Raw genomic sequence first — 19,796 nt, forward strand, 5'->3', positions numbered from 1 at the left:
TATTTAGATTTTAATGGTGAAATTTTTACACTAAGAAACAGATAACGTTTCTGGATCGACGCCCAATAGGTATTATGATAAAATTATATACATATTTTTTTGGCTTTTAGACTCTTACATACGTACTGCACATGCCCTCGTTAACAACAACCAGCATTTACATTTATTGCGTGTTTTTTTTAATAAGTGCCCTGATTGAATCGATGTCATTTAATGCACTCGACCTAGCGGAACAAAAAATTGTATCGAATAGAAAGAAACTTCCTTTTATGACTGATTTAAACAGTACCATCAAAGTATTTTTCTTTTCATTCATTGTTATCTGTATTACACCTTGGCAAATGCGATATAAAACCTATTTATACAGTAATACCCAAGAGCTGGTGTTTCTCTATCATGTGTTTATGTTATTTTTTGTTGTTGCATTTGTACCCATAATCAAATGCTTACAAAGCAACATTAGAAATGAACGTTTACCCAAATGGTATCTTAAAAATATATTAATTGGGGATTATATTCATCTATGGGGTATTTTATTGGCATGTTATGCGTCAATCCCTAATTTTTAGTGAGCCATTTTCTTTCACTCTTAAAAATAAGTTAAGGTCGCTTTAAGATCTTCTGGATACCGCGCATAAAGCGCGGTAGGTAGGTAGGTAGAGTGTCGTATGCATACTCACGCATAGAACGCTATCGTAGGTGAGAACTAGATATATCTTTTTAATCAAACCACAAGTGGGACAATTTTATAGGGAACCAGTTCACAATATTTTTTCCAATCATTGCCATACTTAGCAGAGCATCGTTTATCATCACGAAATGCTCTGTCAAATAACAGAACAGTTAAAAAGCAAAGATAAAAATACGGGGAAAAATTATCAAATAAAGCAGGCACAGACCAAAAAAATGTGCCTGCAAGTTCTGGAATATAGTGGAAATGTCTGGCAATTCCCCACCAACCTGAAGCAAGCAATATGGTTTGTTTTTTATCTCCTTCAGTAGTTTCATATCCCGCCAATACTGTAACCGGTTTTTTACCCCAGATTTTACATTCTCCTTGAGTCGCTCGTGCAACAAGTCTCTGTTTGTCAGCAAGATAATTAATAATAATACTTGCTAATCCTAAGCCCAAAATGAGAATTGCCCATACAAAGGATAAATGAATCGGATGGAGCACAAGGTACATACTCGGTGAAGTATAAACACAAGGAACCCATACCATGCACCCCCAGCAAATATAAAAACCGGCGCGATCATGCATGATGTCCAGGGAGCGTAAATAGCCCTTTTCCCACATGTAAAATTTACTCAGATAGACAAATTGCAATAGAACAGAAATTAACATTGAGTTGGATAAACCACCTAATTCTGCTTGTTTGGCACAATAGGAAATAAGAAATAGCCCCCAGCTCATCATGCCAAAGCGGCATGTAATAAATTTTTTAATACTCCATCCCAGAACCTGAGGATAGAGTTCTGTTCCCCAATAATAATCAAATAATATATTCTTAGTTATTCCTGAATCGGTTGTTGAAGGAAAAAAACGTCCTTTGAGATACAAAAATATGCAGAAGATAAGGCTCAACAAATTCAATGCTCCGAAAAGCCCCCCCAGATTGTCATAAAGAATAGAGGCTGAGAATAAATTGAAGCCAAACGATGCAATACAAAAGGTTGCCATAGTGACAATAAATGCTAAAACACCGTTATCTTTATATACCGGAACATTTCCTTTAGGCGTAATAGGACCATTAAATGGTTTTCCTGGCAGAATACGCATTAAAGCCAGTTCAAATACAGCAAAAACTAAAATAATTTTCCAAGCAAGAGAAGTTCCCCAAAAGTAAGGCTTCCATACTGTAACTATTGTTTGCAAAAAACCGTTTTGGGTTATTAAATCCCATAAAGCAGATAAAGACCCCTGAAGTTGAGTATTGGCATACCACATTAACATTACAAAAATAGGGCATGAAAGGATAAGAAATAAGGGGCCTAAGGTATTCCTAATATTGAAATTCATAAATGCTTCCTTACATTTTTAAAATGTCTAAAGAAGATCATAATACAGGAATTTTTTTCATTTAGTATCCTTTTAAGAGTTGATAAAAAGATGAAAAGCAGAAACAAGGAATAACGAAGGCTATCCCTATAATAAAATAAACTTATTCGGAAATTTGCGCCATAAAGAAAAGTATGTGAAGACTCGAATCGGAACACAGAACCGCAGTGTACACAAAGTCACATGAAGGATTCGAACCCTATATCGACGAAGTAATTCTCCTCTGCAGTAGAGATTTTCCGAAGAAGTCTAATGAAGTACCTATTTGCTTTAGTGATTACTTTAATATTTAATTTATTGTATAAACCCGTAAAAAAGTGAATATCATGTCCCAATACCGTATCGAGCGTATGACACAGGATGAGGTTTCAATTGCTGTAGAATGGGCACGAAAGGAAGGTTGGAATCCAGGATTAAATGATGCTGAATGTTTTTATCATACTGATCCGCATGGTTTCTTCGCCGGCAAATTAAATGGCCAAGTTATTGCTGTTGGTTCTGCAGTAGTTTATGACCAACAGTTTGCCTTTTGTGGATTTTATATGGTAGATAAAAAATATCGGGCCCAAGGATATGGGATGCAATTAACACGTGCTCGTCTGCTGTATGTTGGTGAGCGTAATGCGGGAATTGATGGGGTACTCGACATGGTCGATAATTATGCGCGTATTGGTTATCAGTTTGCACACAGTAACGCCCGCTATGCTTTAGGACATACTCGACTGACTCCTAAACCTGATCCCAATCTGGTTGAATTAAAAACGGTCCCTTTTGAGCAATTAACACAATATGATCGTCACTATTTTCCTGCACCAAGACCGAAATTTCTCTCAGTGTGGATAAAACAAAATACTGCTTTAGCTCTTGGTTATGTGCAGGAAAAACAATTAAAAGGTTATGGAGTAATCAGAAAATGTTTTGAAGGATATAAAATAGGCCCTCTATTTGCAGATACCCCTTTCATCGCTGAAAAATTGTTTGAGCAATTGGTCGAATATGCTCAAGGTGAAACAGTTTATCTCGATATTCCTGAAAATAATCCCTTAGCTCTTAATCTGGTAAACAAATATAAGATGTCTAAAGTATTTGCAACTGCTCGAATGTATTTAAAAGGAACACCTAAACTATCTATTGAAGGCATTTATGGTATTACAACCTTTGAACTAGGATAAACATGCGTGATTTAGTGGGTTATGGATCAGAAGGAAAAAAATTTTTTTGGCCCAATAAAGCAAAAATTGCTATTAATTTTGTGATTAACTATGAAGAAGGGGCAGAGTTAAGCCCTATCCATGGTGATTCACAAGCAGAGACTAGTGGCGCCGATTTTCCTTTTATACCCAAAGCCAAAGGACAACGACATCTGAGCATGGAATCATTTTATGAATATGGGAGCCGCGTAGGTATATGGCGGCTGCTGCGTTTATTTGAGCATTATAAAATACCGCTTACATTTTTTATTACTGGACAAGCATTGATATTAAATCCTTTATTTGCCGATTATCTGGCACAACAAAGCCATGAAATAGCAGGGCATGGATGGCGCTGGATAAATTACACCAACATCTCGAGGAACGTTGAAAAGAAACATATTCTTTTATGTATTGAAACGCTGGAAAAATTAACCGGACATAGACCCAGAGGATGGTACACAGGACGACGAAGTAAAAGCACTCGAGAGTTATTGCTTGAAATCGGGGGATTTCTTTATGATTCAGACAGCTATGCAGATGAATTGCCTTATTATAGTGAGAAGCATTTAATAATCCCCTACTCTCTTGACTGCAATGATTTCCGATTTACAACGACACCCGGTTTTGCCGACGCTAAAGCATTTTACGAGCGATTAATGAATACATTTCATTATCTTTATCAAGAAAAACGTCTCGCACTAATGACTGTAGGCTTGCATCCCCGTCTGGGTGGAAAGCCCGATCGTTGCCTTATGTTAAAACAGTTTTTAGAACATGTAACACAGTATCGAGATGTCTGGATAGCAAGGCGTATTGATATAGCTCAATTTTGGTTGGAAAAATCGCCTCCTGAATAACGAGCGAATGCTTGCTTTTTTCCATATAGGCACGACAGATAGGTGGGTTTGGGCCTTGGCCCAACTTCTCTTCAATACTTAAGATAAGAATTATTAAAAAATTATTTTAATTGTATCAAGTTGTTGGGCCAAGGCCCAGCCTACACGTCCGACCATAATGAATGCCCTGATTCCGATTTTGTGAAGAACTCTCAGGAGCATATCGCGATTTGTAGGCGCGATATGAATTTATCATGCGCCTAAAAAATCAAATAAAATTAAACACAGATAATCCCTGAATCAGTACAAAACTTTGCTGGGCAACCTCTAAATTATACAACTCCTGTTTGAATTCAGTGGCAGCGGCTAATGGGTCAACTTCTTGTAGCCGTTTTAAAATAATTTGGCTTTGTTCAATTAAATCAGAGTTCGCTGTTTCAGCATGCTCCAACTGATTGAGGCGAGCGCCCAAGTTAGCCCGGGCATCCAAAATCGTAGTTAAAGAACTATCTATTTGGGCTAATATTTGATTATTTACGGTGGTTGCTGCTGCCTTTTCGGTGGCACTTGAATAGGGTTGATTCAAATTATTAATCATGTTCTGGATCGTTGCAAAAACCGACTCATTTTGTGATGGAGCAATTGAAAATGCATCACCAGGATTTGGCATTCCTGAGACTTTCATTTCCATACCATTAAAACTAATACTCATCCCCTCTTCATATAAAGGGGCGTCATCAGGTAACCCTGTAGGAGGAATAACATTCCCACTTACTGCTCCACTGACCATGACGACCAGCTGCCCCTGTGAATTTAATGCAAAACTCATGGTGTAATTATCAGGCACATAAGCTGAAGGAGTAGTTACCGAACCCGTATTAATTGATGCAGTTCCAGTATTAGGGGTACCTGTTTGTTTAATCGTAAAACTGCCATTTCCATTCGGTATACGCATAAAAAGAGCATCGCCTGGATCGTTGACAGCCATTTGTAAACTACTTGCAACAAGCTGAAAACGCTGGGTACTGTCTCCATTATATACATATTGCCCCGAGGAACTAATTGAAAAAGGCAAGGTGGTAGTTTGCCCACCACTGAACATATAATCACCATTAATATCTTTTGTATTTGCATAATCAAGCAATTCATTCAAAATGATATTCGCTTCGATAGCTAATGCCTTACGATCTTGTTCAGACAATGTAGCATTACCTGCTTTAACTTGAATTTCCCGCAAGCGTTGTAAACTGGTTGTGCAATCATTTAAGATCGATTCCTCCATACTCAGCGCACTATCAGCACTTTCACGATTTTTTTGCAGAAGCTCCGTGATGTTTATACGCTGATTCATTAGTTCGATTTGCGCAAAAGCGATAGGATCATCGGATGAATAACGCACCTTTAGAAAATTTTCGCTTAGTTGCTCTTGCAGTTTCGCTACGCGTTCTTGCTTAAGTAATAAACTGTTCAAACTGTTCTGATAAATTTGATTTGTTGAAATGCGCATTTATCACCTCATTATTTGAAAAAGTATTTCCATCATTTGATTGGCTATTTCCATCAGCTTTCCTGCAGCTTCATATGCTTGCTTGAATTGCAATAAATTTTCCGCTTCTTCATCCAGGTTAACGCCACTGATACTTTCCTGATAGTCTACAGATTGTTTATATAAAACTTGAAATGCATCACTGCGATTTTTAGCCTCATTAGTTAGGCTGCCTGAATCAGAAAGTAAATCAGAATAAACGTCAAAAAGCGTTTCTGTACCGTTAGAAAAAATATCTTGTTGTTGAATTCCAGCTAAAAGTAATCCATTACGGTTATCACCATACCCCCCCTGGTTGTACTGAGCTGTAAACTGATCACCGGTATTGGGAGCTCCAGATAAAGTAATAGAATAAGAGGGATTGATATTATCCGGAATCTCGATCACATTGTCTGTATTGGGAACAAACGGAATTGGGCCAGTTGTAATGCCATCAGTAACGTTAATCAAATTGAATTGTGTTGGAGAAATAAAATCAATAGTATATCGTTTTGTAACCTCAGTAGTATTTAAAACAGCTCCCAAATCGATTTTTCCCTGCCCCGTATTATTTAGTGATGCACTGGTTTGTACAGGTGATGCAAGCGCCAATTGACGAGGATCACTCATCAATAGAGCAAAATTCGAGGCAGCACCACGTGTAGGCATCAGTGTAAAAGAATCATTATTTACCAAATTAGCCAGGTTATCTACAGTAATGATCATCCCATCAACTACAATTTGTCCTGCAGGAGGGGCTGGCGGGTTGCTACTCCAATTTAATGTTACAGCAGAGCCATCCGAATCACGAATGAGGGTTACCTGATTTGCTCCTGCATTGGTAACAACTAATTGATAATCACTTATTTGGGTTTGTGAAATATCAGAAATATTCACCGACAATACTCCAGACCCCGCATTTGTTGCTGCGGCTATCGAGCGATTCAGCTGTAACGCTTGACTGTTATAATCAGTAAAAATGTTCTGTCCTAATTGATTGTTCAAATCCATACCCAAACGATTTTGAGCATTGAATGTCTGTGCTAAACCAATCGCCATTTGACCTATTATTTGACTGGTTTTAGATAAAATATTTCTTTCATAATCCAGTAAACCACCTAAAGTTCCGCTTGCTAATTGATTTGTAATATCTGTTTGTCCTGCACCTGTATCCAATGAAATATGAGTTCCTTGTGCTGTTAATTGATCATAACTCACAGATAAAGCGCGCTGCGTTGCTCCAATCACCAGCATTTGACCACTGCCAATACCCACATTTACCATCCCATTATTCTGCTCCACAACAGTTAAATCGGAGAATTCGGACAGTTGCTTGAGTAATTCATCCCGTTGATCCAACAATTCAGGTGAGTTGGGCGAGTTCATTATTTGTCCGTTAACGGCAGCAAGATCTGATGTCAATTGATTGATTTTATTTGCTATTTCTTTTATCTGAGCGGTGGAGTTTTCTTGATATTGATCGAGATTTTGCTGTAAGAATAAAAATTGACTCGCTAATAATTGACTTTGACTCATAACAACATTTCGCGACGCAACACTGTCTGGCGCATTATTTAGTTGACCTAGTGAATCAAAAAAGGATTGCAAAGATGAGGAAAGGCTACTGCCATCTTGAGAAAGTAATTTATTAATTTGCAACGCTTGTTGGTAAAAAGTGTCGTATTGAGATTTAATGCTTAGAGTGCTTCTCACTTGAGCGTTAGCAAATTGATCCACGTTACGGGAAACATTATTAACTGCTACTCCGGTCCCAATAAAAGAACCCGCAAACTTGCGCGATGGGGTCGCAGTAAATTGAATACTTTGTCTTGAATAACCTCGAGTTTTGATATTTGCAATATTATTTCCAGTAACACTCAATGCGTTTTGAAAAGCATTCATCCCCGAATAAGCAATACTTAGTATTGACATAGTTACTCACTCCCTGACCTAATAGTCAAATGTTCCATCAAACTTGCTCCAATAACTCACAGCGTTGAATTGCCTGGTTTAATTCCTCGCCACGATAAATTGATAAAATTTTTGTACCGTACTCAGGATCAGTGGCATATCCTGCTTTATGTAACTCATTGACATAAACCTCTGGATTCCCGGTACTGGCTAAAGCACTTTGATAGCGTTCGCTACCCTTGATTAAAGAAATATAATCACTAAAGCTATGTTCAATTGATGAATATTTTCTAAACGATGCATTTATTTTAATCGGCGTATCGGCGATATATTCTGTTGTTTTTACATTAACTGAATCAAGCTCGTTACCACTACTCGACTTGATATTGAACAAGTTATTACTGCTGGTGCCATCAACATCCTTAGTGACAAATTTTCCCCATCCTGTTTCCAATGCTGCTTGTGCCATTAAAACTTTAGGATCCAAACCAATAAGTGACGCAGCCTGTTTTGCCTGGGGCCAAATTGATTTGACGAACTCATCAATTGTAGTAGTTACGGGTATCTCCTGTTTTGCTGCCTTGACTGGAATAGCAGGGAAAGAAGAAATCTCCGACTTAGCTGGAATACTCTTTGCTGGTTGTTCCACGGTAGGCAGATTATGTTCCATTTGTTTTGCAAGCATGTCAGCCAAACCAATACTCTTGGAATTTGCAATGGTACTCGCATATTGAGCATCTAACATATCCTGAAAAGTTTCCCGATCTTTACCTCTAAAGGGACTAGATTCATCAAGAAAATGTTGCCCCATACGCATACTTTTTAACATGGATTGTAAGAATATTCCTTCAAATTGCTTCGCTGCATCAGGCAGCGCTTCTTTTGCATTATTTTGAGCTTGAACTTTTAATTCAGTTAATGCATTAAAATCACTGGTTGCAATTCCATGTACGGTCATATTAATCCTTTATCTTAATCGATGATGCTTCATTGTTCATCAAAATACACACCTATATCACAATTAATGTGGCATTTAACGCACCAGCTTGTTGTAATGCTTCAAGGATCGCAATCACATCAGCTGGAGTTGCGCCAACAGCATTAATACCTCGAACGATATCTTTTAATGTCACGCCACGAGGTAAGACAAAAGCATGGTTATTTTTTTGGTCAATCGATACTTGCGACTGCTGTGTTGAAACGGTTCTTCCATCTGCAAAGGCGTTAGGTTGGCTTATCACTGGAGTCTCAGTCACACTAACTACCAAATTACCATGCGAAACCGCCGCAGATTTAACAATAACATTAGAGGAAATAACAACGGTTCCAGTACGTGCGTTAATAATAATTTTAGCCATAGCCTCAGCGGGTTTAAATTCTATATTCTCCAACACTGAAACATAATCCACACGTTGTGACTTTTTTTTAGGCGCGGTAACAACTACTGAAGCGGCATCCAGTGCTCTGGCAGTTCCTGGTCCCATCATTTCATTAATGGCATCGCTCATGCGCTTCGCAGTTGTAAAATCCGGAGTATGCAAATTAAAGGTCAAATCTTTTGTAAAATAGAAAGGATTAGGTATATCTGCCTCAATGGTTGCACCGTTCGGAATTCGCCCTCCACTGGGAACATTTACCGTAACACTTGAACCATCACTTCCTGCAGCACTAACGCCGGATACGATAACATTTCCCTGAGATATTGCATAAACTCGCCCATCCGCTCCTTTTAATGGGGTCATTAACAAGGTGCCGCCTAATAAACTTTTTGAATCGCCAATCGACGAAATATTGACATCCAGGGACTGGCCCTTTTTCATAAAAGAAGACAAACTTGCTGTCACCATGACTGCAGCCATATTTTTCGAATTAAGCTTGGTTCCTGGTTGTATGTTAACACCTAATTGAGTGAGCATGTTTGCAAAGGTATCTTCGGTATATCGAGTTCCGGTTTTATCTCCAGTACCATTTAAACCAACCACCAAACCATAACCAACCAACTGGTTTGTGCGAACACCAGCCAAAGTAGCAATGTCTTTAATGCGTTCGGCATAAACATGATTTGATATCAAGTTTATTGCAAACATCCATGTAATTATCAGCAATCGCCGCATTACAATTCCTTAATTAAGCACTTTTATAAATACAAATCCCTTTCGAACTGATAAGACAAAGTAGAGTCAGGCAGATACTTCATTGCAAATTATATTTACCATTACTAAGACTACAGGTTAGGGTTAGGTTGGGAATAATGGCCCCCACATAATTCGCGCTAACCATCCCTGGGCATTCGTGTTATTCACTTGTCCTGTGCCGCCATAAGCAATACGAGCATTTGCCAGACGATCCGAGGTGATGGAATTATCAGCCCGAACATCCTGAGGACGAATAATACCCGAAACACGTACATACTCCTCACCTTGGTCTATTTTAACCCATTTTTCTCCCTGAACGACCATGTTACCATTTGCCAACACTTGAGCCACAGTAACAGAAATGCTTCCTGCTAACTTATTATTCTGTACTGCCTGCGCAGAACCATTGAACTGTCGCCGGTTGTTCAAGTCAAAATCCATACTGTAACCGCTACCAAAGGATATTGGCCGGCCTAAAAAGAGATTGTTTTTGACTACGTTAGTATCTGTTTTCATCTGTTGCAGCGTTGCATTTTTTGATGCATTGGTGCTTTCAACCAAAAAAACGGTAATGATATCGCCAGCATGCCTAGCTCTTGGTGTTTCGAAAAGAGGCAATGCCGTTTCAGCGCTATAAATAGCTCCAGACTCCTTCCTCAACTCCTTTGGATCAGGTGTCGTAGGATATGTAGGTGCATACTCAGGATCATTCCCGCGCTGGGGAGGATTAAACAGTTCGCACCCACTCATAAGAATGACAACCGAGCTTACAACAAGCAAATTAAATAATTTCATTAATGAAATCTTCTTAAACCGTTTGATTCAAGTATTGCAACATGTTATCCACTGTCTGGATGCTCTTTGCTGTAATTTCATAGCTTCTTTGAGCCTGAATCATATTGACTAACTCTTCAACTACATTCACATTCGATGCCTCCAGAGAGCCTTGCAACAAGGTACCTACACCCGAATTTCCTGGATTATTCAGTGTTGCAGCACCACTCGAAGCCGTTTCTATAAAAAGGTTTTGTCCTATAGGTTGAAGCCCTGTAGGGTTAGTAAAATTAGCGAGTTGGATGGTTCCAAGTACCGTTGGCGTATTGCTTCCAACCACGGTAGCACTCACTACTCCATCAGTACTAATGGTTACCCCTAATGTTTGAGTAGGAATATTTATTGCAGGTTGCAATGGATATCCATTGATATCAACAAGCTGGCCTGTGTTATCCACTGTAAAAGTACCATCACGTGTATAAGCTTGGGTACCATCAGGCATTAAAATCGTAAAAAATCCTTGCCCCTGGATCATCAAATCATAAGGATTACGTGTATTTTGTACACTTCCCTGTTCGAATATTTTTTCTGTAGCAGCTAAATGGACTCCTGCACCTGAGTTTATTCCCGTTGGAATTAAAGAGTTCTCTGAAGATTGGGCTCCAGCCTGGCTTGAGTTCTGATAAAGCAAATCCTGAAATATTGCTCTATCCTTTTTAAATCCAGTTGTATTAACGTTTGCCAAATTATTAGCAATAGTAGCGATATTTTTTTCTTGTGCTTCCAAGCCTGATTTACTTACCCATAATGCTGGTTCCATGGAGCCCCCTCCGCAATTATTCTTGTTTTTCAACTAAATTGGTTATCATTCCTGCAATACTTGTGCCAGCTTTTGGAAATTGTCTTCAACTGTGGATATCACCTTCATATGCGCATCATATTCGCGTCCTGAGGTAATCATTTCTACCATCTGATCAATAGCATTCACATTAGAGCCTTCAATGGCTCCGCTTCTAATCTTGACACTCCCATCAGCAGCAGCTGGAGTTCCACCATTCTTTAATTGGAATAAACCTTCTGAATTTTTAACAATATTATTTTTATCGAGCGTAACTAGCTTAATTCTATCCAATATGGCTGCACTTTTAGGATCGCCACCCAATGGAACAACTGTAATTGTTCCATCAGTTCCTATGTTTACAGATTGGGCTGGGGGAATCGAAATTGGGCCGCCATTTCCCAGAACAGGAAGTCCGGAAGCAGTTGTTAATAAGCCGTTAATATCCAAACGCAAGTTTCCAGCCTTAGTATAGGCCTCTTTACCTTGACTACCTACCGCAAACCAACCATTACCCTCAATTGCTATATCTAAATTACGCCCTGTTGTCATAATCTCCCCAGGACTCAAATTAACTGCACTTTGATTTTGTATTGGAAAGGATGGCCCTTTGCCGGATCCATCTGTACTTGCATACATAGTTTGTGCTTGATACATGTCCGCTTTAAAACCTGGAGTACTCAAATTCGCCAAATTATTGGCGATTATCTCCTGGCGTTTAAAGCCGATCCGCCCCCCACCAGCAGCATTATATAAGATAGGATCCATAGGGTTACCTCCTAACGCATATTAATTATTGTTTGTGTGATCGCATCACCAGCACGAATTGACTGAGCATTGGCTTGAAAATCGCGTTGTGCACTGATCAAGTCTACTAATTCACTGGTTAAATCAACATTAGATTGCTCTAACATACCTGATTTAATGGCGCCAAATCCTCCGGATGCAGCAGTACCAATTAAAGGTTGTCCTGAAGCAGAAGTTTCAGCCCAACATACATTCCCCATATTTTGTAGGCCTGTAGGATCAGCAAAATTAGCTAATTGAATCTGTCCCATAGCCATAGATTGGCCGTTGGTATAAATTCCTAAAATAAGTCCGGTATCATCAATACTCAGGCTTGCCAGGCTTCCTGTTGTATAACCATTTGAGGCGGTAGATTGGACACCAAAGGGACTACCAAACTGCGTACTGTTTGATAAATCAATATTTAAGTTTAAAGGATTGGCACCATTATTCAAATTAAGTGACAATGGGATCAGATTATTACCTATGGGAGCTCCTCCTGGACTCGCAACTCCGACAAATGATCCATCTGAATTAAAATTCACTTCGAACAAATTCGTTGTATTATCTGTTCCAACATTAGCTGGAACATTTTGGTTATCAATTTGAAAAGCAACATACCATTGATTCTCTGTACCTGGAGGAGTTGATGCATTGGGTTGTCCCGCTGCAGCAGCAGAATCCGCTTTGATAAAATACATGCTAAGCACATGCGAATTTCCTAAGCTATCGTAAATAGTCAATGATGTTGGATTATTGTAAGAGCTGCTAAGTGGCGCAGCTCCACCTATCCAATCAATGGCTGGAGGAGTACTTTGTGAATTCAAATTGACGCCAGTTGTCACCGTGGTACTTGCCTGCGGACTTATGTTCTCTGTATTTATCTGCAATTTTCCAGAAGTTCCTGTAATATTTCCATTGCCATCAGAAAGGAGTCCAGTAAGATATTGCCCATTCGCATTGGTAATATAATTTTGGTTATCCAAATTAAACTGGCCTGCGCGTGTGTACACTGCACCGCCACCTGGATTATTTAAAATAAAAAAACCAGAACCATTCACTGCGAGATCCAGGCTGTTTGTACTACTGGATAAATTTCCAGATGCGAACGACTGCTGAACTTGAGTCAGCATCACCCCGCTCCCTATAGAAGTACTGCCTGCACCAAAGCTTCCGTAACCGCCAAAAGCATAAATATCACCAAAATTAGCGCGAGAACCCTTAAACCCTACAGTTGAAGAGTTTGCAATATTATTCCCTATAACATCCAGATTACTTGTTGCTGCTTGAAGTCCACTTAGTGCCGCGTCAAAAATCATTTTAGCCTCCTGCTTTTAAACTGATATTTGTCTTACCTGATCCAATGATACTGGTCCAATCCCTGCTACATTCAATTTTAAACCTTCTCCATTTTGGCCAAGGCTTACGCTATCGACATTGGCAGAAGTCATTGTTTTTAAAGATACTTCTTTTCCTCCATAAACAGCATGTACTTCAATTTTATATTTACCCTCTTTCATCCGATTATTGTCGCTGCCAGTACCATCCCAACTAAATTGAAAAAATCCAGGAGCAGGCTGTCCTAAAGGAATTGTCTTTATCAGCTCCCCAGATTCCGAATAAATTGATGCACTTAAATTACTTAGACCAGGTGGAATATCAACTGCTGCCTTTGCATCACCCTCATTATTCAGCTGAAGGGTCTGACTGTTGACCAAAACTTTACGACCCACTAAAGCCGAGGCTTGCAAAGCCTGATTTGATTGCAGGGAAGTTGCCATTTGTTGTAACGACTCTTGCATTTTGGCAACCCCATCATTCGTACTAAACTGTGCTAGTTGCGATAAAAACTCACCATTTACCTGCGGTTGCATCGGATCCTGGTTTTGAATTTGAGCAACCATTAAACGTAGAAAATCCTGTTGCCCCAAACTGTTCTTCGCTGTGGAATCCATTTGATTATTAAATGATGGGTTAGACGCGTTAGTTCCGTTAACTGAATTTGTCGACATTCACTTTTCTCCCTTATTCACCCAACTTTAAAGTCCGTAGTAATAGTTGTTTTGTTGTATTAAGCAATTCAACATCCATTTGATATGACCTGGAAGCAGAAATAACGTTTGCCATTTCTTCAACATAGTTCACATTCGGTGTATAAACAAACCCATCTTTATCTGCCAAGGGGTTATCAGGCGCATAACGTCTTTGAGGATCTAAAGTACTCTCATAAGTTCCTTTAAGTTGTACCCCTCCTGATACGTGTTCCCCCATCCATTGATTTGCATGTTCCTGTACTGCTTTAAATATCGGATACTTCGCCTTGTACACCTCATCAACACTCCCTGATTCTACATTAGCATTACTCATATTCTCGGCGCTAGTGGTCAAACGTGCTGTTTCAGCGGTCAATGCTGAGCCTGCAATATTAAAAATTGCACTTAATGTCATTCTTATTCTCCTTTCAGCGCAAGCATCATGGATTTGATTTTACTATCAAGAAAACTCAAACTGGCCTGGTAGTTAAGGGAGTTACGTGCAAATTCAGTGGTTTCCAAATCTTTATCCACGGTGTTCCCGTCTAAAGACATTTGCGATGTCACTCTGTATTTCAAATTCGCCGAAAAATCGGCGTTTGCATTAATATGATTAGGCGAAGTTACCTCCATCTTTTGCGAACCGCCAGCCATACTGGCTGCTAAAAATTCGTTGAAATCGATATCTTGAGCTTTATAGTTGGGTGTATTGACATTGGCTAAGTTGTTCGCTAATTGTGATGCCCTATGGTCACGTGCTACTAAAGCTTTAGCATGTACTCCAAAATACGAATCCAGATCTAACGCCATATTTTCCCCCTTAAAGTAAGTACAACAAGAAAAGCAAACATTGTGCCAATTTCAAATAAGTGAGAAAATAAGCGTGTTATAAATTGGGGAGATCAGCCACATGTCAAAGAATCATACTCTTCCAGAAAATACGATTGAACAAGTAAAAACTTACCTATTAGAATTACAAAATAAAATTTGCTCGAGACTTGAGCGACTTGATAACCAAGCTCAATTTATTGAAGATACCTGGAAACGTCCTTCAGGTGGCGGCGGAATTACTCGAGTTTTAACACAAGGCTCAGTCTTTGCAAAAGCCGGTGTCAATTTTTCTCATGTCTATGGAACTCATCTTCCTGCCTCAGCAAGTGCACATCGCCCCGAATTAGCAGGCAGAAATTTTAATGCACTCGGTGTATCATTGGTTATTCATCCTGATAATCCCTATGTGCCAACATCGCATGCTAATGTTCGCTTTTTTCTTGCAGAAAAAGATGGTTCTGAGCCAGTTTGGTGGTTTGGTGGTGGATTTGATTTAACACCCTATTATGGATTTGAAGAAGATTGCACGCATTGGCATCAAACCGCCTTACGCGCCTGCCAACCTTTTGGCCAATCGATTTACCCTAAATTTAAACAATGGTGTGATAATTATTTTTTTATCAAGCATCGGAACGAAGCACGTGGAATTGGGGGCTTATTTTTCGATGATTATAATGAAATCAGTTTCGATCACAGTTTCGCTCTGATGCAGAGCATCGGTGATCATTATATTGAAGCTTATGCTCCAATAGTGTCGCGTCGTAAGTCACATCCTTTTGGTGAAAGAGAAAAAGCGTTTCAACATTATCGAAGAGGACGCTATGTAGAGTTCAATTTGGTATATGATCGTGGAACCTTATTTGGCTTACAATCAAATGGCAGAACAGAATCGATTTTAATGTCCTTACCACCTGAAGTCACCTGGGAATACAATTGGCAGCCTGATGCCAATAGTGCAGAAGCAAAACTTTATACTGATTTTCTACCGCCACGCGATTGGTTAACATAACTCAAATGTTTAAGTCTGATGAAGTGCAGCGGACTTCATCAGGCTATTGGTCCTTACCTTATCCTACTTCCCGCGGCTTGTCCGCGGGATCCATAAATCACGCACTATCACTGGATCCCGCGGACAAACCACGGGACGTAGACAAGACACTTAGTTATTCTTAATTTAATGGCAGTACCGCTGACTTCACCAGGCTATACTTATTTATTATTTTTCTGGCACAACCACCCTCTTGAGATAAATCCTGGCCAGCCATGCAGCACCAACATTTAATAAACTCAAAATTAAAAAAATTTTCGGAATTGCGGCACTAAAGTGTAATAAACCAATAATCATAAACGTCCCTATCACCATAAATAGGGCATTATAAATATTATTGGCCGCAATGACCCTGGCTCTAGATCGAGGGGGACTGGCAACCTGTAAATAGGTATACAAAGGAACTACAAATAAGCCTGAGCTAAACGCTAACATAAATAAATCAAAAGCAATACGCCAATAGTTAAACCGTGTAAAAAAGGTATTTAAAGTAAGTAGTGAACCTTGATCTGTTAAAGGGGTAAAAGGGGTAGCCCAATATAAATCCATAGCAAAGCAGCTAAAAGCAAACATAGCCCAAGGAACCATAGGCAAACTAATCCGCCCTTGAAAAATAAAATTCACTGTCACTGAACCGCATGCAATTCCTATGGAAAATAAAGCAAGAAATAATGCAAAAACAGCATTATTTGCTCCTAAAACATAGTTTGTATAATCAGGAAGCTTTGTCAGTATTACTGTTCCTAGCAACCAAAACCAAGATAAAATTAAAATAGACAATAAAATACCAAAATGTTCTGTAACTTGCTTCAACATTTTATATGTCACTCGCCAAATCTGCATATCGACTTTTATCTTTTCGGAGCTAGGTGGTGCGCTTGGGATAAATAGACTTGAAGTTAAACCAGCTAGCGCAATAATCACTGTTAAGAAAACCGCCATATAAGGTTTAGGATTGTTCATGCCTATGGATAAAGAACCCATAGTAGTTCCCAGCAAAATAGCGATAAAAGTACTCCCATCAATTAACCCAGTTGCACCTAGTAAATCGTTCTTAGGCAAATGATCAGGTAAAATGGCATATTTTATTGGTCCAAAAAAAGTTGAATGCACTCCTAAACCAGTTAAAGTAAGCATCATCAGAAAAATGTTGCCCCAATATAAAGAAAAACTACCAATAATCATTAAAAGTAATTCTAATATTTTAATGAGCCGAGTCATAAAAGCTTTATCGTATTTATCCGCTAATTGTCCGGCAGTCGCAGAAAGTAGAAAAAAAGGGGTTATAAATAAAGCACCCGCTATTGCTTGGTAGAATTCTGACTGAGCTTGGTCATGTGTCAAATGGTAACTAATCAATGTGAGCATCGCTAATTTGAATGCATTATCATTGAAGGCACCAAAGAATTGAGTAAGGAAAAAAGGCAAAAATCGACGTTCTTTTAAAAGGTAAAAAGCACCAGTGCCCATTGGCAAAACTCCATTGATTAATATAACCGTTCATATGTATTCACTAAAAGATGAATACTACACTGAACGGCTATATAATTCTGCACTTGCTATCAATAAAAAACGTGTAAGTCTGATTGATTTGATTTTAATGTTGGAGGAAGAAACTGATTATGCTTTAAAATCAATCCTGCAAGTTTATCATGTGCAACTGCCTCACGTACGAGTTGAGACAAACCTGTTTCTGAAATTCTATTATCTGATAAATCAACATATTTTAAATTTTTATTTGATTTTAATGCGTGGGCGATAAGCTCGGCTCCAGCATCCCCTATTTTATTACTTCTAAGATTCAGATGAGTCAAAGAATTTGATTCAGTGATCATGGTGGAAATTTCTTTGGCACATTTTTCATCCAAATTATTATAGGAGATATCCAAAGTTTTTAATGTTGAATGCTTCAACACAAAATGATGTAATGCCTTCATTCCACCCAAACCGAAATCATTACAGCTTAATACCAACTCATTCAATTCAGTATTCGCTTCTATTGCTTCTAACAAATGCTGCACTCCAGCATCACGCAACCAATTTAATGATAAATCCAAAACCTTCAATTTTTTCTTTTGTAAAAAAGAGAAAAAACCAGAAGGAATTTTTTCCCCTATCCAATTATCTACAAACTTGATTTTATTCAGTTTTTTACTGGGTAAAGATTCAAATAAATAAGTAACTTGCTCAGTATCAATATGATTTGAGTAAAATGAAATTTCGTCAACTTTAGATGATAATTTAAAAATGTCATGTAATGCATGATAATCTTTGTCATCCAAGTTGGAATGATCAACCCTAATTTTTTTTATTGATTTACATTGCTTTGAACCTTTTGATTGTAAATATTTCTTAAGATGGGGAAGCGCCAAGTGGTGTTGTAACTGAAAAAGCTCTATTTCTTCTAACTTTCCATGGTCATGTTTCAGTCGAATTGTCATATTGCACCCTCTGTAAATTGAATCACTATTTAAGTGTAGATGATATTTTTCTTTTGAATGTAATGACTTATAAGATTTTCTTTAAAAAAGGAAAGGGGATTACTTATATCCCTCACAAAACTCCACCCTTCTACGTACCGCGCTTTATGCGCGGTATCCAGAACGATGTTTGATGTTCTTTGAGTTCTATTTCAAAAACAACTACTGCTGGATACCGCGCATAAAGCGCGCGGTACGTAGAAAAGTAAAAAATTCTGTGGGGACTCTTCAGGCATAAAGTACGGTACACAAAATAGCTAACAGGGGGATATTTTCAAATTTGCAATTCATCTTTCTGATTTGTCACTACAGATGCAGTAAATCCTTGCTCGAAATAATTAAATTTGCGTTACTAAGCGAGTCAGCACATTTCCCGGTCCTACTTCTATAAAAACCGTTTCCCCTTGGTTTTTCAAATAACGAATCGTTTCGGTCCAACGAACTGGATGAGTAATTTGCTTTACTAAATTTTCCTTAATCATGTTGTTGCTATAAAGCTCTGCAGTAACATTAGCGATCACTTTGGTCTTAAGTGTGGAGAATTCAAATGGAGCGATAAATTTTGCAAACTCGTCGGCAGCTGCTTGCATATAACGAGAATGAAATGCACCACTTACTTTCAAAGGTACGCACATCAGCGCTTCATTGGCAAGTAACTCATTAGCTTTGGCAATATCTGCAGCAAGTCCAGAAAGAACAATTTGTTTCGATGAATTAAAATTGGCAAAATCTACAGAATCCAATCCATTGACCCTCAGTAAAAATTTAATTCGCTCTTCAGGTAAATTAATTACTGCCAGCATTCCCCCGCCACTTGCTTGAGCCATCAATTCACCTCGTTTCTGCACAAGTTTTAACCCTGTAACAAAGTCAAAAGCCCCTGCTGCAAATAAAGCAGCATACTCTCCTAAACTGTGCCCTATGAGATAATGAGGTGACGGTTCTTCAGCAGCCCTGACTAAAAAAGAAAGCGCTTCAATAACGTATAATGCGGGTTGCGTATACTCGGTATTACTCAATTGCTGCTTTGGATCATCCAAGCATAATTCTTTAATAGAATATCCTAAAATCTCATCAGCTTGTTTTATTTGCTCAGGGAAATGTGAAAATAATTCAATTCCCATCCCCTTTATCTGAGATCCTTGTCCAGGAAACATATAGATAGTCATAAGATACTCCTTTTCTAATACGAGCGTTCCAAATAACACATGATAAATACAACCACGAATAATGTCATCTAATAAATCATGTACGGCATCTCATAATGAATCAAATAAGTTATTACTTTAAATAAATAATATTTCGCCAAAGAATTGACAGGTAAATTATTCAAATGGAGCGATATGA

19 protein-coding genes are annotated in these 19,796 nt (G+C 38.6%); 4 read left to right on the forward strand and 15 right to left on the reverse strand.

The features are described 5' to 3' along the window. Positions 1 to 203: 203 nt before the first annotated feature. Positions 204 to 569, forward strand: a complete 366-nt coding sequence (locus LXO92_RS12485) for a hypothetical protein (protein WP_232891086.1) — start codon at positions 204 to 206, stop codon at positions 567 to 569. Between the two features lie 155 nt (positions 570 to 724). Here LXO92_RS12485 and LXO92_RS12490 read toward each other — a convergent pair whose 3' ends face one another. Continuing rightward, positions 725 to 2,020, reverse strand: a complete 1,296-nt coding sequence (locus LXO92_RS12490) for a phosphatidylethanolamine N-methyltransferase family domain-containing protein (RefSeq protein WP_182349899.1) — start codon at positions 2,018 to 2,020, stop codon at positions 725 to 727. A gap of 365 nt (positions 2,021 to 2,385) precedes the next feature. On the opposite strand from LXO92_RS12490, the gene LXO92_RS12495 reads away from it, so the two are divergent. Together LXO92_RS12495 and LXO92_RS12500 are read left to right on the forward strand one after the other, a co-directional pair. Further along, on the forward strand, positions 2,386 to 3,231 hold the full coding sequence (locus LXO92_RS12495) for a GNAT family N-acetyltransferase (protein WP_182349900.1): 846 nt from the start codon (positions 2,386 to 2,388) through the stop codon (positions 3,229 to 3,231). A gap of 2 nt (positions 3,232 to 3,233) precedes the next feature. Beyond that, positions 3,234 to 4,109 carry a polysaccharide deacetylase family protein gene (locus LXO92_RS12500; protein WP_182349901.1) on the forward strand — a complete coding sequence of 292 codons (876 nt, stop codon included), beginning with the start codon at positions 3,234 to 3,236 and terminating at the stop codon, positions 4,107 to 4,109. Between the two features lie 247 nt (positions 4,110 to 4,356). Here LXO92_RS12500 and flgL read toward each other — a convergent pair whose 3' ends face one another. From flgL to flgB, 11 genes are all read right to left on the reverse strand, one after another. Next, the gene (gene flgL / locus LXO92_RS12505) at positions 4,357 to 5,595 is read right to left on the reverse strand and encodes a flagellar hook-associated protein FlgL (protein ID WP_232891087.1); all 1,239 of its coding nucleotides are present in this window, start codon (positions 5,593 to 5,595) and stop codon (positions 4,357 to 4,359) included. A gap of 3 nt (positions 5,596 to 5,598) precedes the next feature. Continuing rightward, positions 5,599 to 7,545 carry a flagellar hook-associated protein FlgK gene (gene flgK / locus LXO92_RS12510; RefSeq protein WP_232891088.1) on the reverse strand — a complete coding sequence of 649 codons (1,947 nt, stop codon included), beginning with the start codon at positions 7,543 to 7,545 and terminating at the stop codon, positions 5,599 to 5,601. A 37-nt stretch (positions 7,546 to 7,582) separates the two neighbouring features. Further along, positions 7,583 to 8,482, reverse strand: a complete 900-nt coding sequence (gene flgJ / locus LXO92_RS12515; RefSeq protein WP_182349904.1) for a flagellar assembly peptidoglycan hydrolase FlgJ — start codon at positions 8,480 to 8,482, stop codon at positions 7,583 to 7,585. A gap of 52 nt (positions 8,483 to 8,534) precedes the next feature. Further along, positions 8,535 to 9,638: a flagellar basal body P-ring protein FlgI gene (locus LXO92_RS12520; RefSeq protein ID WP_232891089.1), complete on the reverse strand. Its 1,104-nt coding sequence runs from the start codon at positions 9,636 to 9,638 to the stop codon at positions 8,535 to 8,537. A 123-nt stretch (positions 9,639 to 9,761) separates the two neighbouring features. After that, positions 9,762 to 10,454: a flagellar basal body L-ring protein FlgH gene (locus LXO92_RS12525; protein ID WP_182349906.1), complete on the reverse strand. Its 693-nt coding sequence runs from the start codon at positions 10,452 to 10,454 to the stop codon at positions 9,762 to 9,764. A 13-nt stretch (positions 10,455 to 10,467) separates the two neighbouring features. Beyond that, positions 10,468 to 11,253, reverse strand: coding sequence for a flagellar basal-body rod protein FlgG (flgG, locus tag LXO92_RS12530; RefSeq protein ID WP_058458823.1), 786 nt, complete (start codon positions 11,251 to 11,253; stop codon positions 10,468 to 10,470). A 45-nt stretch (positions 11,254 to 11,298) separates the two neighbouring features. Further along, on the reverse strand, positions 11,299 to 12,039 hold the full coding sequence (flgF, locus tag LXO92_RS12535) for a flagellar basal-body rod protein FlgF (RefSeq protein ID WP_182349907.1): 741 nt from the start codon (positions 12,037 to 12,039) through the stop codon (positions 11,299 to 11,301). 11 nt (positions 12,040 to 12,050) lie between these two features. Further along, positions 12,051 to 13,376 (reverse strand): flagellar hook protein FlgE, encoded by a 1,326-nt coding sequence (flgE, locus tag LXO92_RS12540; RefSeq protein WP_182349908.1) that lies wholly within the window; start codon positions 13,374 to 13,376, stop codon positions 12,051 to 12,053. Positions 13,377 to 13,391: 15 nt separating this feature from the next. Then, a complete protein-coding gene (locus LXO92_RS12545; RefSeq protein ID WP_182349909.1) occupies positions 13,392 to 14,069 on the reverse strand; it encodes a flagellar hook assembly protein FlgD in 678 nt (225 codons plus the stop codon). Positions 14,070 to 14,082: 13 nt separating this feature from the next. Next, positions 14,083 to 14,505, reverse strand: coding sequence for a flagellar basal body rod protein FlgC (gene flgC / locus LXO92_RS12550; RefSeq protein ID WP_182349910.1), 423 nt, complete (start codon positions 14,503 to 14,505; stop codon positions 14,083 to 14,085). A gap of 2 nt (positions 14,506 to 14,507) precedes the next feature. Beyond that, complete coding sequence (gene flgB / locus LXO92_RS12555; RefSeq protein ID WP_182349911.1) at positions 14,508 to 14,900, reverse strand: flagellar basal body rod protein FlgB; 393 nt, start codon at positions 14,898 to 14,900, stop codon at positions 14,508 to 14,510. 100 nt (positions 14,901 to 15,000) lie between these two features. Between flgB and hemF the strand changes: the two genes are divergently transcribed. Beyond that, positions 15,001 to 15,930, forward strand: a complete 930-nt coding sequence (gene hemF, locus LXO92_RS12560) for an oxygen-dependent coproporphyrinogen oxidase (RefSeq protein ID WP_232891090.1) — start codon at positions 15,001 to 15,003, stop codon at positions 15,928 to 15,930. Positions 15,931 to 16,137: 207 nt separating this feature from the next. Here hemF and LXO92_RS12565 read toward each other — a convergent pair whose 3' ends face one another. From LXO92_RS12565 to fabD, 3 genes are all read right to left on the reverse strand, one after another. Further along, positions 16,138 to 17,439 carry an MFS transporter gene (locus LXO92_RS12565; RefSeq protein ID WP_232891091.1) on the reverse strand — a complete coding sequence of 434 codons (1,302 nt, stop codon included), beginning with the start codon at positions 17,437 to 17,439 and terminating at the stop codon, positions 16,138 to 16,140. Between the two features lie 92 nt (positions 17,440 to 17,531). Beyond that, the gene (locus LXO92_RS12570; RefSeq protein ID WP_232891092.1) at positions 17,532 to 18,410 is read right to left on the reverse strand and encodes a leucine-rich repeat domain-containing protein; all 879 of its coding nucleotides are present in this window, start codon (positions 18,408 to 18,410) and stop codon (positions 17,532 to 17,534) included. A 377-nt stretch (positions 18,411 to 18,787) separates the two neighbouring features. Next, positions 18,788 to 19,618 carry an ACP S-malonyltransferase gene (gene fabD, locus LXO92_RS12575; protein ID WP_182349915.1) on the reverse strand — a complete coding sequence of 277 codons (831 nt, stop codon included), beginning with the start codon at positions 19,616 to 19,618 and terminating at the stop codon, positions 18,788 to 18,790. Positions 19,619 to 19,796: the final 178 nt, after the last annotated feature.

The organism is Legionella resiliens (genome assembly GCF_021344005.1).
Classification (GTDB): domain Bacteria; phylum Pseudomonadota; class Gammaproteobacteria; order Legionellales; family Legionellaceae; genus Legionella; species Legionella resiliens.

Excerpts from the sequence above, each read along its gene's own strand:
- LXO92_RS12485 (WP_232891086.1), top strand. The coding sequence starts at position 204 with ATGTCATTTAATGCACTCGACCTAGCGGAACAAAAAATTGTATCGAAT.
- LXO92_RS12490 (WP_182349899.1), bottom strand. The coding sequence starts at position 2,020 with ATGAATTTCAATATTAGGAATACCTTAGGCCCCTTATTTCTTATCCTT.
- LXO92_RS12495 (WP_182349900.1), top strand. The coding sequence starts at position 2,386 with ATGTCCCAATACCGTATCGAGCGTATGACACAGGATGAGGTTTCAATT.
- LXO92_RS12500 (WP_182349901.1), top strand. The coding sequence starts at position 3,234 with ATGCGTGATTTAGTGGGTTATGGATCAGAAGGAAAAAAATTTTTTTGG.
- flgL (WP_232891087.1), bottom strand. The coding sequence starts at position 5,595 with ATGCGCATTTCAACAAATCAAATTTATCAGAACAGTTTGAACAGTTTA.
- flgK (WP_232891088.1), bottom strand. The coding sequence starts at position 7,545 with ATGTCAATACTAAGTATTGCTTATTCGGGGATGAATGCTTTTCAAAAC.
- flgJ (WP_182349904.1), bottom strand. The coding sequence starts at position 8,482 with ATGACCGTACATGGAATTGCAACCAGTGATTTTAATGCATTAACTGAA.
- LXO92_RS12520 (WP_232891089.1), bottom strand. The coding sequence starts at position 9,638 with ATGCGGCGATTGCTGATAATTACATGGATGTTTGCAATAAACTTGATA.
- LXO92_RS12525 (WP_182349906.1), bottom strand. The coding sequence starts at position 10,454 with ATGAAATTATTTAATTTGCTTGTTGTAAGCTCGGTTGTCATTCTTATG.
- flgG (WP_058458823.1), bottom strand. The coding sequence starts at position 11,253 with ATGGAACCAGCATTATGGGTAAGTAAATCAGGCTTGGAAGCACAAGAA.
- flgF (WP_182349907.1), bottom strand. The coding sequence starts at position 12,039 with ATGGATCCTATCTTATATAATGCTGCTGGTGGGGGGCGGATCGGCTTT.
- flgE (WP_182349908.1), bottom strand. The coding sequence starts at position 13,376 with ATGATTTTTGACGCGGCACTAAGTGGACTTCAAGCAGCAACAAGTAAT.
- LXO92_RS12545 (WP_182349909.1), bottom strand. The coding sequence starts at position 14,069 with ATGTCGACAAATTCAGTTAACGGAACTAACGCGTCTAACCCATCATTT.
- flgC (WP_182349910.1), bottom strand. The coding sequence starts at position 14,505 with ATGACATTAAGTGCAATTTTTAATATTGCAGGCTCAGCATTGACCGCT.
- flgB (WP_182349911.1), bottom strand. The coding sequence starts at position 14,900 with ATGGCGTTAGATCTGGATTCGTATTTTGGAGTACATGCTAAAGCTTTA.
- hemF (WP_232891090.1), top strand. The coding sequence starts at position 15,001 with ATGTCAAAGAATCATACTCTTCCAGAAAATACGATTGAACAAGTAAAA.
- LXO92_RS12565 (WP_232891091.1), bottom strand. The coding sequence starts at position 17,439 with ATGGGCACTGGTGCTTTTTACCTTTTAAAAGAACGTCGATTTTTGCCT.
- LXO92_RS12570 (WP_232891092.1), bottom strand. The coding sequence starts at position 18,410 with ATGACAATTCGACTGAAACATGACCATGGAAAGTTAGAAGAAATAGAG.
- fabD (WP_182349915.1), bottom strand. The coding sequence starts at position 19,618 with ATGACTATCTATATGTTTCCTGGACAAGGATCTCAGATAAAGGGGATG.